The sequence below is a fragment of the Lutispora saccharofermentans genome (assembly GCF_024363565.1).
Taxonomy (GTDB): Bacteria; Bacillota; Clostridia; order Lutisporales; family Lutisporaceae; genus Lutispora; species Lutispora saccharofermentans.
In genome coordinates, this window is the sequence record NZ_JAJEKE010000019.1 from 35,746 (window position 1) to 51,166 (window position 15,421).

General features: G+C 43.4%; 14 protein-coding genes. 10 read left to right on the forward strand and 4 right to left on the reverse strand.

Features of this window, described 5'->3' with window-relative positions; all coding sequences use genetic code 11:
- Nucleotides 1-261: 261 nt before the first annotated feature.
- The 6 genes from LJD61_RS16905 to LJD61_RS16930 all read left to right on the forward strand — a co-directional run bounded on the left by LJD61_RS16905 (nt 262) and on the right by LJD61_RS16930 (nt 7,339).
- On the forward strand, nt 262-2,088 hold the full coding sequence (locus tag LJD61_RS16905; RefSeq protein ID WP_255228729.1) for an MASE3 domain-containing protein: 1,827 nt from the start codon (nt 262-264) through the stop codon (nt 2,086-2,088).
- Nucleotides 2,089-2,193: 105 nt separating this feature from the next.
- A complete protein-coding gene (locus LJD61_RS16910; RefSeq protein ID WP_255228730.1) occupies nt 2,194-2,520 on the forward strand; it encodes a DUF3870 domain-containing protein in 327 nt (108 codons plus the stop codon).
- A 521-nt stretch (nt 2,521-3,041) separates the two neighbouring features.
- Nucleotides 3,042-3,938, forward strand: a complete 897-nt coding sequence (locus LJD61_RS16915; protein WP_255228731.1) for a DUF4392 domain-containing protein — start codon at nt 3,042-3,044, stop codon at nt 3,936-3,938.
- A gap of 85 nt (nt 3,939-4,023) precedes the next feature.
- The gene (locus LJD61_RS16920; protein ID WP_255228732.1) at nt 4,024-4,968 is read left to right on the forward strand and encodes an AAA family ATPase; all 945 of its coding nucleotides are present in this window, start codon (nt 4,024-4,026) and stop codon (nt 4,966-4,968) included.
- A gap of 8 nt (nt 4,969-4,976) precedes the next feature.
- Entirely contained in the window at nt 4,977-6,098 is a 1,122-nt protein-coding gene (locus tag LJD61_RS16925) for a DUF58 domain-containing protein (RefSeq protein ID WP_255228733.1), read from the forward strand.
- Nucleotides 6,095-7,339: a hypothetical protein gene (locus LJD61_RS16930; RefSeq protein WP_255228734.1), complete on the forward strand. Its 1,245-nt coding sequence runs from the start codon at nt 6,095-6,097 to the stop codon at nt 7,337-7,339. Before LJD61_RS16925 ends, LJD61_RS16930 begins: the two co-directional genes overlap by 4 nt.
- A gap of 29 nt (nt 7,340-7,368) precedes the next feature.
- On the opposite strand, the gene LJD61_RS16935 is transcribed toward LJD61_RS16930, so the two are convergent.
- The 3 genes from LJD61_RS16935 to LJD61_RS16945 are packed head-to-tail and all read right to left on the reverse strand — an operon-like array spanning nt 7,369 to nt 9,721.
- Nucleotides 7,369-8,505: a DEAD/DEAH box helicase gene (locus LJD61_RS16935; RefSeq protein ID WP_255228735.1), complete on the reverse strand. Its 1,137-nt coding sequence runs from the start codon at nt 8,503-8,505 to the stop codon at nt 7,369-7,371.
- Between the two features lie 22 nt (nt 8,506-8,527).
- The gene (locus tag LJD61_RS16940; RefSeq protein WP_255228736.1) at nt 8,528-9,025 is read right to left on the reverse strand and encodes a GAF domain-containing protein; all 498 of its coding nucleotides are present in this window, start codon (nt 9,023-9,025) and stop codon (nt 8,528-8,530) included.
- A 15-nt stretch (nt 9,026-9,040) separates the two neighbouring features.
- Nucleotides 9,041-9,721, reverse strand: a complete 681-nt coding sequence (locus LJD61_RS16945; protein WP_255228737.1) for an MBL fold metallo-hydrolase — start codon at nt 9,719-9,721, stop codon at nt 9,041-9,043.
- Between the two features lie 113 nt (nt 9,722-9,834).
- Between LJD61_RS16945 and LJD61_RS16950 the strand changes: the two genes are divergently transcribed.
- Both LJD61_RS16950 and LJD61_RS16955 read left to right on the forward strand, forming a co-directional pair.
- Entirely contained in the window at nt 9,835-10,215 is a 381-nt protein-coding gene (locus tag LJD61_RS16950) for a VOC family protein (RefSeq protein WP_255228738.1), read from the forward strand.
- 3 nt (nt 10,216-10,218) lie between these two features.
- Nucleotides 10,219-11,145 carry a magnesium transporter CorA family protein gene (locus LJD61_RS16955; RefSeq protein WP_255228739.1) on the forward strand — a complete coding sequence of 309 codons (927 nt, stop codon included), beginning with the start codon at nt 10,219-10,221 and terminating at the stop codon, nt 11,143-11,145.
- Nucleotides 11,146-11,274: 129 nt separating this feature from the next.
- Here LJD61_RS16955 and LJD61_RS16960 read toward each other — a convergent pair whose 3' ends face one another.
- On the reverse strand, nt 11,275-12,234 hold the full coding sequence (locus tag LJD61_RS16960) for a LysR family transcriptional regulator (RefSeq protein WP_255228740.1): 960 nt from the start codon (nt 12,232-12,234) through the stop codon (nt 11,275-11,277).
- Nucleotides 12,235-12,460: 226 nt separating this feature from the next.
- On the opposite strand from LJD61_RS16960, the gene LJD61_RS16965 reads away from it, so the two are divergent.
- A complete protein-coding gene (locus tag LJD61_RS16965) occupies nt 12,461-14,011 on the forward strand; it encodes an AbgT family transporter (protein ID WP_255228742.1) in 1,551 nt (516 codons plus the stop codon).
- A 70-nt stretch (nt 14,012-14,081) separates the two neighbouring features.
- Complete coding sequence (locus tag LJD61_RS16970) at nt 14,082-15,407, forward strand: amidohydrolase family protein (protein ID WP_255228743.1); 1,326 nt, start codon at nt 14,082-14,084, stop codon at nt 15,405-15,407.
- Nucleotides 15,408-15,421 lie beyond the last annotated feature (14 nt).

The window sequence follows — 15,421 nt, forward strand, 5'->3', positions numbered from 1 at the left end:
CGTCAAAACTCGCATGCCTAACAAACTCTAAGCCTTTCCACAAAATACTCTTTTATCAGCTACCACAACGAGTTAACTTACTGTTATAATATGTATAATTCTGGTTTCTGCTTTCAATATTTTGATAAGTACAGGCGAAATTAAAAATATTTTAATAAAAAGATGAATGAGCTACAGAATTTGACAAAATATTTTGTTTGCACTTAGTATAATATGTTTGTACTTGTAATATTATGAATAACCGGGAGGCAGGGAAAGCAATTGGAGAGCCTAAAAAACGCAGGCATTAGCATTGGCGTGCCTAATATGGGTAAATATGCTAAGGCATTTGACTACATGGCGGTTTTAGCAGGGATCATGTATCTGGGACATATAAATTTTTTGATGTTTCATGCGGTAACAGAATTATTCGGCATTGTTATTGCTTTTAATATGACTATTATATCTGTCAGCACCTATGAGGCAAATAAAAACAACAGAATAGTATTTTTGGGCATAGCCTATGGCTTCGTTGCATGTTTTAATTTTCTACATGCTTTGGCCTTTAAGGGTATGGGTATTTTCCCCCAAGACAGCGCCAATCTTTCAACGCAGATGGGAGTCATAGCAAGATATATGGAAAGCATATCCTTGCTAATTGCTTTCAACACTGGACTAACCCGCCCTAAGTCCCCCGCTTTTATAGGCGGCAGGTGCCAAAGGGCGGCTAATCCCCTACTGAATGAAGTCTCGTTCAAATTTCCTGATATGAGACTTAATATAAAACGAATCATATCTATATACTCCGGCATAACTGCAATCCTATTGCTTTCCGTATTTTGGTGGAATATTTTCCCCAAATGTTATTTGAAAAATTCAGGCTTAACTCCCTTTAAAATAGTAAGCGAATGTATCATAATAATAGTTTTGCTTTCGGCTATATATTGCTTGGAAAAAAACAATCATAGCATTTCAAAGCGAATGAATATTTTTTTATTGCTGTCTCTAACTGCTGCTGTTTTTTCTGAAATATTTTTTATTTATTATATTAGGATAAATGATCCTTCGGTTTTTATTGGACATGTTTTCAAATTGATATCTTTTTACTTTATTTACAAAGCTCTGGCGGAGTTTGGCTTAAAACAGCCCTACCTGGTACAAAGGGAGCTGAACAGGCTTTTAAATGAAAAAAACAGAAAGCTGGAAAAGGCGATAGAGCGATTGAAGGTGGAATCTAAAAAAAGAGAAGAGATCGAAGAACTGCAAAAGGAAATGGAGATCAAGCAGGCCCTGCTGGAAAAAAGCAAGGAAATGGAAGAACTGAAGAATCATTTCTTTTGTACCGTATCTCACGAATTAAAGACTCCGGTAAATGCCATATTGGGTTCTATACAATTGATAAGCAATATGAACAAGGGAAGTTCAATATACTGGCGTTATGATCAGTCTGAAAAATATATGAAAGTCATGCAGCAAAACTGCAACAGGCTTATTAAGTTGGTGAATAACCTTGTTGATATTACGAAGATCGATTCAGGGTATTTGCAGCTGAATTTAAAAAATAGCGATATCGTTGCAATAATCGAAGATATAACATTATCTGCAGCCAGACACGTAGAAAGCAAAGGCATCTCGCTGACCTTTGACACGGATATCGAAGAAAAAATAATCGCCTGCGACGCATACAGATTAGAGCGGGTTATGTTAAATCTGCTCTCAAATGCCATAAAATTTACGGCACCCGGAGGCAGCATCTGGGTAAATGTAAGGGATAAGGGAGAAAAAATAGAAATATCTGTGAGGGATACGGGGGTAGGAATACCTGAGAATATGCTGGAAGCGGTATTTCACAGATTCAGGCAGGTGGATTCATCCTTTACAAGAAAAAGCGAAGGAAGCGGCATAGGCTTATGCATTGTAAAGTCGATAATAGAATTGCATGGAGGAAAGATCTCTTTAAACAGTGAGGTCGGCAAGGGCAGTGAATTCATAATCGAGCTGCCGGCATATCTGGCGGAGGATGAGGGCGAATGCAAGGAAACAGCCGCAGCGAGGCAGTCAAATATGGAGAGGGTGAGCATAGAATTTTCCGACATATATGACATATGAGAGGGCTCCTTTGATGAAATTAAACTTGCATAAAATATCTGCCGATAATATTATGTAGTTAGAAATGCGGAGATTGAATCAATATCTATCATGGGGGTGACGGATTTGATATATCCTGAAAATACAATCTATATTACGGGCACGGCTAAGGTCAGCAGCAATGATCCTATTTCCGCCATGTTTGATATGTTTTTCGTAGGAATAATATTGGAGAAGGAAAGCGGAAAAATTATCGATGTCACATGCAATATGGTAAGAGATATGACTTCAGATTTTATCAAATCCATTCTTTTGGACTATAACCTGTCAGATGACATCGAGCTCATTGCCGGGGAAATAAAGGACAGATTCCAAGGAATCGCTCAAAAGGCTGTAATAGCGGCTATAAAAGATGCCAGAAATAAGTATATGATGCTATATATAACGCATTAAAAATTTTACAGCAGTAAGCTTATACTAACTGATAAAAGAGTGCGTCGTGAAGGGGCTTAGAGTTTGTTAGCGAAGTATAGGACAAGTTGCGTCAACTGTTTGAGCCAAAGCGAGTTTTGACGCAACCCTATGCAAGCTTACAAAGTCTTAGCACCGGAGCTTTCGCAATCGTTATCAGTCAATTTGAACGAGACTTCATTCAGAGGGGGATTCAACCCCCACTGAATGTTAGTCGAGTCCATACTGGACTTAGCCGCTCTAAGCCCCCCACCGCCTATAGAGGTGGGGGGCTTAGAGCGGGTTAGTTCAGTGATAAAAGCTATGTAACGTATTTATTGCAACTTTTATAAAAAGCGATTGAATTTGACATAAAGATCATCTATACTAAAAATGCAATGTGAAAAATGAATATAATGTTTTGTTTGCATGTATATGGATCATACCGGTATACAGCTGTAAATAAGACCCAGATAACAATCGTTATGCTGGGTTTTTTGATTTTTTGAAAGGGAGCGGAGAGTATGCATCAAGGCTATTTTAAAGGATTGGAAAATATCCTGAAAGCCAATCTTGGCTATAGAGGAATGGAGAATGCTTTTCTGGAAGGTGAGCTTAAAAAAGCAGCCAGAAGCCTTATCGCGGGAGACACTATTTTTATAGTTACGGGGTTTATAGTCAAGGATGCCTGCATAGGCGAGACCGATGGGCCTATCGGTGCTGTTTCCATAGCTGCAGCATTGGAGCAGCTGGGAAAAAGGGTTGTGCTTATTTCGGACAAGTATTCCGAGGATATATTGGCGCAGTGCTCCTTGGCAAGGGGCGTCAGCGCTGCCATGGAGATAATGGGAAGCCATATGAGCACGCAGCTTTCACAGAAGCTGCTGAAAAAATATAAGCCTTCTCACATAATAGCTGTTGAAAGGCCCGGCAGGGCTGCCGACGGCAAGTGCTATTCCATGAGGGGCGAGGATCTCAGCGATATGGCGCCCATTGCCGATGATTTGTTTGAGGAGGCCAAAAAAGCAGGGGTTATCACAATAGGGATCGGAGACGGCGGGAATGAGATAGGCATGGGCAAAATCCGCCCTTATATAGTGAATTCAGTCGACAAAGGGGAGCTGATATGTGCTGCTTTTGCTTCCGATTTCCTTATCGCAGCCGGGGTATCAAACTGGGGCGGACATGCATTGTCTGCTGCTCTTTCGCTGTTGAGCCATAAGATGCTGCTTCATGATATAAACACTGAAATAGCAATGCTGAAAAGCGCGGTTGATGCAGGCGCTGTGGACGGCTGTACCAAAAAGAGAAGCCTGACGGTAGACGGGCTGAGTCTTGAAGACAACCTTGATGCGTTTATGACCATAAAAAATATAGTTGCTGAGGCTTTGGAAGAGCAGTATATTTTGATGCAGCTATAGGCAAAAAAATATAATTGCAAATCACATAATAGTAGTATAATACTATTATGGAGCTTATTAGCAAAATAAACGCTGTGGAGGAATTATGGATACAAAAGCATTTATAGAGTTTAAGAATAAGGTGGTTGAAAATGTTTCCAAGGTAATAGTGGGCAAGGACGATGTCATTGAACTTGTCGCCGTAAGCTTTATATGCGGAGGCCATGTACTGCTGGAGGATGTGCCCGGCGTTGGCAAGACTATGCTTGTGAAGGCCTTTGCAAAAACTATAGGCAGTGATTTTAAAAGGATACAATTTACGCCGGACCTGCTGCCTTCCGACCTGACGGGCATCAATTTTTACAATCAGAAGAGCTTTGATTTTGAATTCAAGGCAGGGCCGCTGTTCACAAATCTTATTTTGGCCGATGAAATAAACAGGGCCACTCCGAGGACACAATCCAGCTTGCTGGAGGCCATGGAGGAGAGACAGGTAACGGTAGACGGAGTGACGAGAAAGCTTCAGGAGCCCTTCATGGTGCTGGCAACTCAGAATCCTGTAGAATCCTACGGCACATTTCCTTTGCCTGAAGCCCAATTGGACAGGTTTTTTATGAGGATCACCATGGGATATCCAAGCAGGGACGAGGAGATGGATATCATTCAGATGAGCAAAGCTTCCAACCCTCTGGATAAGCTTGAGTGCGTCATATCCGGAGAAGAGATTGAGCATGTAAAAAGGGGTTATGTTGAGGTCAAGGCCTCAAAGGACGTTATGGGATATATCATGGATATTGTTGATGCGGCAAGAAACGATGAAAGGGTGCAGCTGGGCGTGAGCCCCAGAGGCTCCATAGCGCTCTTCAAGGCATGCCAGGCCTATGCGGCGGTGCAGGGGAGAGATTATATTATTCCGGAAGACGTGAAAAAGATGGCTCCCTATGTTCTTAACCACAGGATAATAGTCAGAGGAGTGAGCCGGGGCAGGGGCATCTATGAATTTGCGGAGTCTTTGCTTGACGGCATCAAGACTCCGGTAGAGGATATATAGGGGCAGCTATGATTTATGTATTGTTTTTTTTGGTCGCTATAGCCCTTGTGCTGAACCGAATATCCAAAAGCTATGTATTGCATGATTTTTCTTACAGCAGAGAGATCAGCAAGAAGACAGTCGAAATAGATGAAGAATTTGAAATAGCCACAGTAGCGGAGAACAATAAGCTTTTGCCAATTACCTTTCTCCAGATTATCGAGAAGCTTCCACAGGCTCTCAAATATAGGTTCAAAGCCGGTGTTACCGAATCAGGGGAATACATATTTCATAAGATGGCGATGATGATGCTGCCCTACCAGAGGATAAAACGGGTCTATAAGGTTTTTTGCAGTCAGCGCGGAAGATTCATCTTCAGAGATGTGACCTTGATAGCAGGGGATATGTTGGGCTTGAATACGACCGCCGAAGACAGGGAGCATTTGCAGGAGGTCGTGGCTTTGCCTGAGAAAGCGGACTTAGAGGAAGCCATAATGCCCTATGGGAATTGCTATGGGGACATATCGGTAAGGAGATGGATCATTGATGACCCTATATTGACGGTGGGCATCAGAGAGTATACGGGCTCCGAACCTTTTAAGACCATACACTGGCCCTCTTCGCTGAAATCAGGAAGCCTGATGGTGAAAAAATTTGATTATACCACTGATAACACGGTGATGATCGCTTTGAATATCGAATCCTCAAAGCCTTTCTGGAGCGGTATGAACGTAGGGAAAATTGAAAAATGTATTTCCATTGCAAGAGGCGTGGTTGAGCATTTTGAAGAAGCCGGCATACCTTATGGGCTTGCCTGCGATGCTCATTACGACGGGTTTCCGGGGAATGAAAACATTGGTGAAGCAGGCTTCGGAAAGGCCCATTACAGCAATACCGTAGAAAACCTTGGGAGGATAGGCTACAGTATCGCCATGCCTTTCGAAGAACTGCTCAACAGCTTGATGACGAGCCCTATGAGCTTTACTACATTTGTAATAATTACTCCTGCCATGCTGGAGGAATATATAATGCCGATAAACCGTCTGAGAGAAAGGTCGATGAAAACAGTGGTCATATCCATGGACAAAAACAACTTGAGCTGCCTCAGCGGTGATATATTGACCTATATTGAAAGAGGGAACAGCCTATGAAGCAGGATTTTATGATTAAAATATTCAGTGACTTTTCATTTATCTTTGCATTAAGCTTTTATTTTCTTTCCTTCATAGATGAGGTCAAGCTCCCGGGCTTCCTTTACCTGTTGGTAAGTTTTATTGTTCCGGCAGCCTATGCTATGAAGAAAAGAAAGAGCCGGTGGCTATATGCGATTATTGCTCTATTGCCGGCATTCTTTGCTTTTGCCAAAAACCTGGCAGACATGATCTTCATATCGATTATTGTATCATATTCCTTATACGTGATATACAAAGGCTTGAATGAGATAGGCTACTATATGGCCATAGAAAGGTTTCAAAAAGGCTTAATGTTTTTTGCGGCCATGTTTGCCATAGCCATCCCCACCGGCAGCTTCGGCATAATAGAAGCCAAATCCATCCCGTTTATAATAATTTTCCTGGTCACATCAGTGATGCTGAACAGATCCATGAGGCTCTGTCAGTTCAATGAAAATACCAAAGAGCTCCATAAAATAAACTTGAGATATTCCATGATAATAGTGGGGCTGTCTCTGATGCTGAGCATCAAACAGGTTAGGCAGGCCATGGGAAGCATATTGCACCGGCTGTACGATGGATTTTTAGAACTTGTGATATACTTGCTTTACGGAGTATTTCTCGCTGTAGGCTATGGCTTGAAATATGTTATAGCTTTTGTGAGAAGCTTGCTGGAAAGAAGGGTCATAAAGCCGGAGGCCATGGAAGAGTCTGAATTCCTCTTTGGCAATATTGAGGATCTCAACGGGCAGGACTTGATAAGCATTATCAGCAAAAGCTGGATTTTTAATGCGCTTGCGCATATAGTCTCGGGTATTTTGGTCTTACTGCTGCTATATATGGCCATAAAACTTCTTACGAGGCGATTCTATGAAAAGAGGGAAAAGGAAGAATATACTGAAACCAGGGAATTCATAAAAAAAGATAAGGAAGGCAAAGCCCTGGGAAGGCTTGCCCTGCCGTTTAATATGAGAAGGTATGAAGAATATATAAGATACTATTATAGGAAATTCTTAAAGCTGTGCATTTCCAGGGATATCGAGATAAAAAGCTCTGATACCACTCTGCAGATCAACGACAAATCTACGGGAGAGTTTGATGAAGAGGCCCTCCATAATATGAGAGAAGCTTATATAAAAGTACGATACGGAGAAGAAACGGCAGACAAGCAAAAAGCCAGGGAATTCCGCAAATTTTTCAGCAAGCTGAAAGAATCATAGACGAGGGCAAAAACGTGCTGCTGCTCATTTCATCGATCCAGCAGCTTGCCTCCGTATAGCCGCTTAGCTTTGATCCTTATATCATAGGCTTTTTCGATCCTTTTTATCATAGCTGCCTCTTTTTCGTTTACTATTGAAATGGTTACACCTGTATTGCCCGTTCTGCCTGTTCTGCCGGCTCTGTGAAGGTACTCCTTCAGGCTTTCCGGCAGGTCAAGATTGAATATATGGGTCACATCCTTGATATCAAGGCCTCTGGAGGCTATATCGGAAGCGATGAGAAGCTGAAGCTTGCCTTTCCTGAAATCTTCCAGAGCTTTTTTGCGCTCTTCCTTGGATGCATCTCCATATATTCCGTATGCTTTAATATGGTGGAACCTGAGCTTTAATGTGGCCTCCTGTATCTCTTCGTTCTTGTTGAGAAAAACTATGGCCTTTTCCGGCTTGATAGCAGCGACTATTTTTCTCAGTACTTCGATCTTATCTCTTTGCTCTGCTTCTATGTACATATGTTCTATATCAGGGTTCATCAGTTCTTCTTCAATTTTTATTATCTCAGGCTCTTTCATCATGGTTTTGGCAATATTTATTGTGCCCTCATTCATGGTGGCAGAAAACATCATCAGCTGTCTGTCTCTCAGCGTAGTTTTGATGACATCCTTTACCTGGGAGAGATTGTTTTCATCCAGAAGCCTGTCAGCTTCATCTACCACAATGGTTTTTACGGTATGGGCGCCTATCTTCCTCATTTTTATAAGCTCCAGTATCCTGCCTGGCGAACCTACTATTATATGAGGTTTTTCCTTTAACTTTTCTATCTGGCGGTCTATTCGGACTCTTCCGATGATGGACGCAGCGCGGACAGGAAGCCCCGAGTTTTTTGACAGCGCGGTTATCACACCGAAAATCTGCATAGCCAGTTCATGAGTAGGAGCAAGTATTATGGCCTGTGCCTCCTTTTTCTCCGCATCCACCCTTTGGAGTATGGGGAGGAGGTATGCCAGAGTTTTGCCGCTTCCTGTTATTGATTGGCCTATTATATCCTTATTCTCAAGGGCCGGCGGTATAGCCGCTTGCTGTATGGCTGTGGGGGACTGTATATTTTCTTTTTTCAAGCCTTCTATCAGGCTCTGCTTCAATCCAAATTTATTAAATGATGTTTCCATAGCTTTCTCCTTAAAGTTATTTTTAAATCTCTTTCCAGTCGATATACTTATTGAGCTTTTCCACATATTTCTCAAGGTATTTGGCTTCTAATTCCGTAAATCTATTGAACTCGGGACTATCCAAGTCTAATACGCCATAAACAATTTCATCCTTGATAATGGGGATTACGATTTCAGAGTTTGACGCGCCGTCACAGGCTATATGTCCGGGAAATTCATGGACATTGGGAACCAGCTGAGTTTTTCTTGATGCCGCAGCAGCTCCGCAAACGCCTGAGCTCAGCTTTATCCTGTTGCAGGCCGGCAACCCTTGAAATGGGCCTAAAACCAGCTCGCCGTTTCTCATGATGTAGAAGCCGGCCCAATTGAGCCTGTTCATTACGGCCTTAATGATTGCGGCCGCATTGGACAGGTTTGCCAGGGCATCCCGCTCCGAGCTCAATTGGCCCTCCAATAAAATGAGCATATATACAAGCTTCTGCTCCTCATTCATCTTTTCTATTCCATCCAGCTTAAACATTTGCATACCTCCTGTTTAAATATATATTTCCTGGCCTTTAGCAGTTATTTCAATAAGCTTTGCAGGATATTCCTTTACCTTATCGGCAAAGGCCTTTATCGCTCTGTAATCCTCTCCAAAATGCATGGGGATGAATATTTCAGGCTTTATTTCTTTAATGAAATACTCTCCGCCCAAGCTATAGTTGTGCTTTAATCTTGGGTCCACAGGGAAAAAAGCCACATCGATCTTTACATCCCGAAGCTTATGGATTTCATTTTTGAAAGTCTGCTCCATGGTACGGATTTCTTCCGGGGTATCATCCCACCAATACCACCAGTTCAAGTCTCCGGCATGGAATATGCTTATGCCGTCTGCACTCACCAAAAAGGAGACTCCCAGGTCAGTGGAGCCCAAGGTTTTGATTTTTACATCGCCTATTTCAATCTCCTTATTGGGCGGCATAAAGTAAATGCTGTCATCAAGGCTGCCGGCGCTTATATCATCGCTGAATATGTATTTTATATATGGGTTTGCATTTCTCCACTTTAATATCTCCGGGTTAAAATGATCGGGATGTCCGTGGGATGAAAAGACGAGAATGCTCTTATCCCCGATTTTCAAAGGGCCTTTCCAGTAGTCAAATACCAGCTGGTGGTTTGGGGTTTCTATCGAAAAGCCGCTGTTGAACAGGTACCGGATCTTTATATTTTTCATGGGCAGCCCACCTTTTTTAATATTAATAATATATATTATACCAAAGCCTTTCAAGCATAAGTATTATTATTCCCAATTTATTGGTATAATAAAAGAAAATCCACAGGAGGTGTATGGCTTTGAAATTCAAATTTATACATAACAATATCAATGTGCTGGATCAGGAAAAGAGCATAGCCTTTTATAAAGAAGCATTGGGCCTTTCAGAGGTAAAAAGGAAAGAGCATAAGGATGGGGATTTTGTACTGGTCTTTCTAGGCGACGGCATCACAGAGCATCAACTGGAGCTCACCTGGCTCAGGGATAGGACTGAGCCCTATGATCTGGGGGATAATGAATCTCATATCGCCTTCAGGGTAGATGATTTTGAAGCGGCTTATGAACATCATAAGAAGATGGGCTGCATTTGCTATGAAAACAAGGATATGGGCATATATTTTATAGAGGACCCGGATGGTTATTGGCTGGAGATACTGCCCACACGGGATAAATAAGCTATGGAGATATATAAGATTACGCCCAGGGGCTTAGAGAACTGCCGGTTCGATGATATGTCAAGGGAAAAGGGGAACCGGTATTGGCTGCTTTTAACCCCCGAAGAGATGGTAAATGCTAATGGCTTTTTTAATTTCAATTCCCGAACCATAGATGAATGCTTATCCAATAATCAGGTGCCAAGGCTTGAGGTATATGAAAGTTTCAGCTTTGGCGTGATAAATATCATCAATAAAGAAAAAGATTTTATTCTGGCTTCGGAGCTGAATTTCTATCTGACCTCCAACTACCTAATTTTTGTGACAAAAGACAGCAGCTCAGATATGATAAAGGCTGTGAAAGATGAAATAGACGGAAACAGCATAGATCTGGAGAGGATACTCTATATATTTTTGGACAGGCTGACTGCGTCGGATAATGAGATACTGAAGGATATAGAGGAGGATATATCGGATATAGAAGAGCTGGTAATAAAAGGGGAGAACAGGGATTATATCATGGACATCGTGAGCTTGAGGAAGCAGCTCCTTTTTCTCAAGAGATATTATGAGCCTCTTTTGGATATCGCCGAAGGATTGGAAGAGAATGAAAATGGGCTGATAAATGAAAAGTCTGTCAGATACTTCACCATACTTAAGGATAGGATAGAGAGATTGAATAGAAACGTTTTAAATCTCAGAGACTATATAACTCAAGTCAGAGAAGCTTACCAGGCTCAGGTTGATATAAATCTGAACAAGATAATGAAGCTTTTTACCGTGATCACTGCAATATTTCTGCCTTTGAGCCTTATCGCAGGCTGGTATGGCATGAACTTCAAATATATGCCCGAGCTTAGCTGGGTTATGGGCTATCCCTTTGCATTTTTGCTCAGCGGGATTGTTATAGCCATATGTCTCATTTACTTCAAAAAACATGATTTCATATAGAAAGCAGTGGGTATGGTTAATTCACTACATTTTTATAGATTAAGATATATTCATTTATAAATACTTGGGGTACTCCCCCAAGTATTTTTTATGAATAGCTGCATATCTTTTAATCTTAAAATATGCGATTTATTCGCCGTCGTTAAGCATGCGAGTTCCTATTTCCATCGCAGTATTGATGAATGCTTGTAGCGCTGCGTTGAGATACGCATTTGCAGGATAGGATAGATTTACTGAATATCTCGCTTGGGGATGGTCAATATGGATGGCATGCAACTGCGGTGGCATCTGCCGCTGTTTTATACGAACATTTGGAGAACGAAGCAATAGACTAGGGCAGAACATGGCTCCAAGCCCGCGGCTGCACAGATCCAGCAGAGTATCGAGGTGTTCGGCATGAGCATAGACGCGAGGCGTAAAGCTGCATTCTGCGAATAGCAGTTCCGCTACAGAATGAATGATTTCTCCTTCCTTCAGCAGCAGAAACGGGCAATTTGCGAGCAGGTTAAAGTCTAGCTTTTCGCGCAGCTGCGAAAGCAAGACTTCGGTCTTATCACCGTAAAGCTGACGCAGCAATGCATCCGGTAGCAATAGCGATACTTCCTCATCGTAGAATTGGACAGTTTCAATGCCAAATACGACAGGTGTGCCGCGTGACACCACGCAATCAACGTTTCTGTCGAGCAACTGCTGAAATACGTCGGAATTGCAGCTTTCGTGCAGGTTTATCTGCATGCGTGGATATAACCGGTGATAGGTTTCAAGCAGTTCTGGAACTAGCAGCCGTCCGCGCGTGTGCGCAACACCGATGGTCAATGTTCCGCACATAGGGTCCGCTGCGTCTGCAAGTTCGTTGCGCATGTCGTGGTGCAGCCGTAGCACAGCTTTGGCATATCGATAAAAAATCTCTCCCGCTTGGGTCAATTGCAGAGGCGTGCTGCGTTTGAACAGCACGGCATCCACTTCTTCCTCAAGCGCAGCAATTTGCTTGCTCAGCGATTGCTGAGACACATAAAGCTGCCGGGCTGCATGCGTAAAATTTCGGGTCTCCGAAACTTTCAGAAAATAATGAATGCGCAACAAATTCATGAAAATCCCTCCCATTGACATAATTATACGGTAAAAATCTCTTTCTTTCTACAACAAAAAGATTGTAATTATTACGGATTTTTGGTGTTGGACATACACTATCGTTATCCCTATACTAAATAGCAAATGATATGCAAATAGAGTAAAGGAGGCGATAGGGTAAGGTGCAAGGGAGGGCACTAAGTGCTATTGATGTATTTTATATCAAAAAGGAGGAGAATGAGGAATGGAGAAGATTCCAGCTGAGAAGAAAGAGAAAAAGCCGTTTATTAACTGCTTTCTAGATGGCGTCGAACGCGCTTGTAATAAGCTGCCGCCGCCTGCCATCCTGTTTGTCTGGTTATTTGTGTTTATTGCGATTCTTAGTGCAGTACTTTCTTGGAGTGGTATCAGCAGTGTCAATCCTGCTACCAATGAGAAGGTCGTTATCAATAATCTGTTCACCAAGAATGGTCTACAATGGTTCCTGGGCAATTTGATTACTAACTTCACCAGCTTTGCACCGCTCGGCTTGGTCGTAGCGCTGAGTATAGGTATCGGTATCTGTGAAAATTCCGGCTTAATCACCACGCTGTTGCATTCCAGCCTTCGAAAGGTGCCTGCAAGCCTTGTCGCATATGCAGTTTCCTTTATTGCAGTTTGCAGCAATATCGCCTCTGATACGGCTATCATTGTTTTGCCGCCTCTGGCCGCTGTGCTGTACATGAGCATCGGGAAAAACCCTATAGTGGGCATGATCAATGCTTATGCCGGTGCACAGGCAGGTTTTACCGCCAACATTATGATCGCAGGTACGGATGCTACGCTGGCAGGCATCACCAACAGCGCTATCGCAGGGTTCCTTCCAGACAGCGTCATTACGGCAGATATCACGGGCAACTGGTATTTTATGATTGCTTCTACTTTTATGTGCACTTTTGTGATCGCATTGTTATGCGAAAAGGTTGTTGCCCCGCGATTTGGTATATATAAAGGTAATAATGAGGAAATGCACGTAATTGTAGGCGCAAAGGAGCAGAAGGGCCTGCGAGCAGCGGGTATTGCTGCGCTGATTTTTATCGTGCTGGTGCTGATCAGCTTCTTTACGGGATTGACTTCCGGAGAGGATGGCGCATTCATCGGCTCTCCTTTGCTGAAGAATATTACGGCTGTGCTGTTCTTGTTCTTTGTTACTGTTGGTCTGGCTTACGGCTTTGCAGCGAAGAAGTTCCAAAGCTCCAAGGATGTAAATGCTTCCATGATTGAGGCGTGCAAAACGCTTGCCAGTTTCATCTTGTTCTGCTTCGTCTGCGGTCAGTTCAATGGCTTGTTCAAGTGGAGCAATCTTGGTACATTGTTGGCTATCGGCGGTGCTAACTTCCTCCAGAAAATAGGCTTTACGGGGATGGGTATGTGCGTAGTGTTCATTCTAATCAGCGCATTGATCAATATTATAGTGTATTCAGGCTCGGCAAAGTGGGCAATTTTTGCACCTGTATTTGTTCCTATGTTTATGCTGTTGGGATACCATCCGTCATTTGCACAGCTTCTCTATCGCATAGGTGATTCGCCGGTAGACTGCCTCACGCCTATGTGCCCATATATTTGGATCCTTTTGGATACAGCACGCAGCAAGTATGACCCGGAGCTCAGCATAGGAACCATTGTCTCAAGCATGGTGCCCATCGCTGTGGTGCTGCAAATCGTGTGGATTATCTTTTTACTGATCTGGATGTGGATTGGACTTCCGATTGGGCCTGGTGTCGACATCATGCTTCCATCCGGTATTTTGGGGTAATAGCAACTTTGTGCAGCGCAGCAGTTACTGCGCTGCGCCGCAGCGAACTTTTGAAAGGAGATAAAACTATATGATGATACTTATGGAACACGGAACAATTATTACGGTAAATCCAGCAGATGATATTCTCACTGACGGTTGGATCTTGGTGGAAAATGGCCATATTGTCGGTATTGGCACCGGTGATTACGACGGTCGAACAGAGCCGAATCGACGCATCTGCGCAAAAAACAAGGCCATACTTCCCGGCATTGTGGACTACCATACGCATGTGTGCGGCTCGTTGTTCAAGGCTTTGACGGAAGATATGGCGAATGGATTTTACAGGTTGGCACTTCCCATGGAGGATGTGCTCACACCCGATGCAACTTACACTATGAGCATGCTTGGCATTCTTGAGGCGGTTAAGGGTGGTGTTACATGTATCAACGACATGTATCATTATATGGATGATACGGCAAAGGCCGTTGCCGATATGGGCATCCGCGGTGTGCTGGCGCACAAGATCATTGAGCGCAATCTGTCGCGGCTATGCGATTTAGATTATACACTGCTGCCTGAGGAAGGACAGCGACGGCTGGAGGCAGGCGTACGCCTGGTGGAAAAATGGCACAATACCTACGGTGGTCGTATTTTGTGCAAGCTGGGGCCGCATGCGGTAGATACAATATCTATCCCGCTGGCCAAGAAGATTGTCGCTGAGGGCGAGCGCCTCGGAGTTGGTTTTCATATACATGTAGCACAGAAGATGCAGGAGGTTTCTTTTGTACGTGAAACTTACGGCTTGACGCCCGTGGAATACTTGTGCGAAACTGGGCTGATGCGGACAGATACTGTCGCAGCGCATTGCAAGTTTGTTACAAAGCGGGATATTGAACTGCTGCGTAAAGGCGGAGTAACTTTTGCACATTGCGGTGAAACCTCCGGTAAGCGTGGTGCACTGCCGCCCATGAAGGATATTATCGACGGCGGAGCACGATTTGTATTCGGTACGGACTGGGTTACGACCGATCCTTGGACTAACATGCGCATCACGATCATTGCTGACCGGTTGCTTGGTTGCACAATTGACGATATGAATGCACGACTGGCCCTGCGAAAATCGACTATTGAGCCTGCACAAGCCCTTGGGATCGATTCACGTGTCGGCTCGCTTGAAGTGGGCAAAGAGGCGGACATCATCATGCTGGATATGAATACCGCCAATATGACACCTGTATTTGACGACCCTGTTACTACCATAGTCTACAACGCCAATCGCCACGACGTTGTGTTTGTGATGGTGCAAGGCGACATTCTCATGGAGGATCGTGTTTTATTGAAGCAGGACGAGCAGGCGATCCTGCGTGAAGGACAGGAGACTGCTGATGCGCTCTATCGCCAACATCACCGCTAAAACATAGAAAGCAG